This window comes from Sphingobacterium allocomposti (genome assembly GCF_008124885.1).
Lineage (GTDB): Bacteria > Bacteroidota > Bacteroidia > Sphingobacteriales > Sphingobacteriaceae > Sphingobacterium > Sphingobacterium allocomposti.
Genome location: NZ_VNHX01000052.1, coordinates 1 through 1,316, shown reverse-complemented (window position 1 = coordinate 1,316; position 1,316 = coordinate 1). Strand labels below are relative to the sequence as shown.

Sequence of the window (1,316 nt, the reverse complement as noted above, 5' to 3'; positions counted from 1 at the left end):
CATTAGTGTCCCATTAAAATCGGGACGTTTTAAAAATTAAATAAATTTGGCCCATTAAGGTCCGTTCGTTCTTTGTCATATTGAAATTTAGTTTTGCTAAAGAGTTCCCGAAGATTGGTTTTATCGGTCAGGGAGATGCTCAATATCTGCAGTACTTCATAGGTGCTTCTGCCCAGCTTCATGTCGTGCTGAACGATGGCCACCAAACAGTACGTACAGATGGCGGCATAGATTTGTATCCGGACGGCATTCTCGGTAGTACCCCAGAATTTCTTGATTTTAAGGTGCTGTTTCAGCCACTTGAAGAACAGTTCCACCTGCCAGCGATTCTTATAAAGTTTGGCCACTTGTAGGGATGAGATCTGGGTAGCATTGGTCAAAAAGACGAACTCCCGATCCTGTTTTTCATCCCAGTATCTGACCAGGCGAAGCACTTCGGGATAGTACTGTTTCGGGTAAAAGCCGGTCAAGCTGATCGTCAGATCTGAAATCACGTTCCGGGGCAACCTGCGTTTCCATTTGATGGTTCTGTACTGCAGGTTATTCTTTGCCCTGATCACAAAATAAGCTCCTATCTGATGAATCTTATACAGCATCTTAAAGTTATTGTAGGCTCGATCAAATATGTAGTAAGATCCTGGTTCATAAAGAATTTCTTTCATGATCTTCGAGTCGTGTACGGATGCTTCGGTAATATGGAAGAATGCCGGTATCTGTGTCTCCACATCGTACAAGGTATGTACTTTGATGCCTCCTTTTCTCCTTCGAAACTTTGCCCACCAGAACACGGAAAGGCACAGATCAATGGTTGTAGAATCGAAAGCATAGATGTTACCGTCCAGCCCGAAGATGTTGGCGCTTCGCTTCTCTCTTGCCCGGCTGACCAAATAGTAGGCGTACTCCTCAAAGATATGATAGTCTCTGTCCTGATTGGCCCTTGCCAGCGATGATTTGGAGACATTCCTACCCATTCCCAAATGATAACATTTGGATCGGTGGGCATCGAGTGCGATCACCAGATCCCGCAGGCTGTCACGGTTGGACAGCTGGCCGAACATCAAAGCAAGTAACTGGTTCCAGCAGGTGAAATGTTTCACATATTTGTCGCCTTGATAGACACGAACAATATAATTGAACTTATTTCTGTCCAAAAAGGAAACAAGCTGCGAGAAAACGAATTTGTCTTTGTGCATTGCAAATCTGTATAAGAATTGCAAAAGTTAAAATTGAAATCCGTTTAATCGAAAAACCGCTGTAACTAACTATATTTCAAATATTTCAAAGAGAAATTTTAGATTTTAATGGGACAGCAATGA

The 1,316-nt window shown here is 42.7% G+C and carries 1 protein-coding gene; it reads right to left on the bottom strand.

Going from position 1 to position 1,316, the window contains the following annotated elements; translation table 11 throughout:
• Positions 1–29: 29 nt before the first annotated feature.
• A complete protein-coding gene (locus tag BC792_RS18225) occupies positions 30–1,193 on the bottom strand; it encodes an IS4 family transposase (RefSeq protein ID WP_148910446.1) in 1,164 nt (387 codons plus the stop codon).
• Positions 1,194–1,316: the final 123 nt, after the last annotated feature.

Coding starts and splice junctions, on each gene's coding strand:
- BC792_RS18225 (WP_148910446.1), bottom strand. CDS start 1,193: ATGCACAAAGACAAATTCGTTTTCTCGCAGCTTGTTTCCTTTTTGGAC.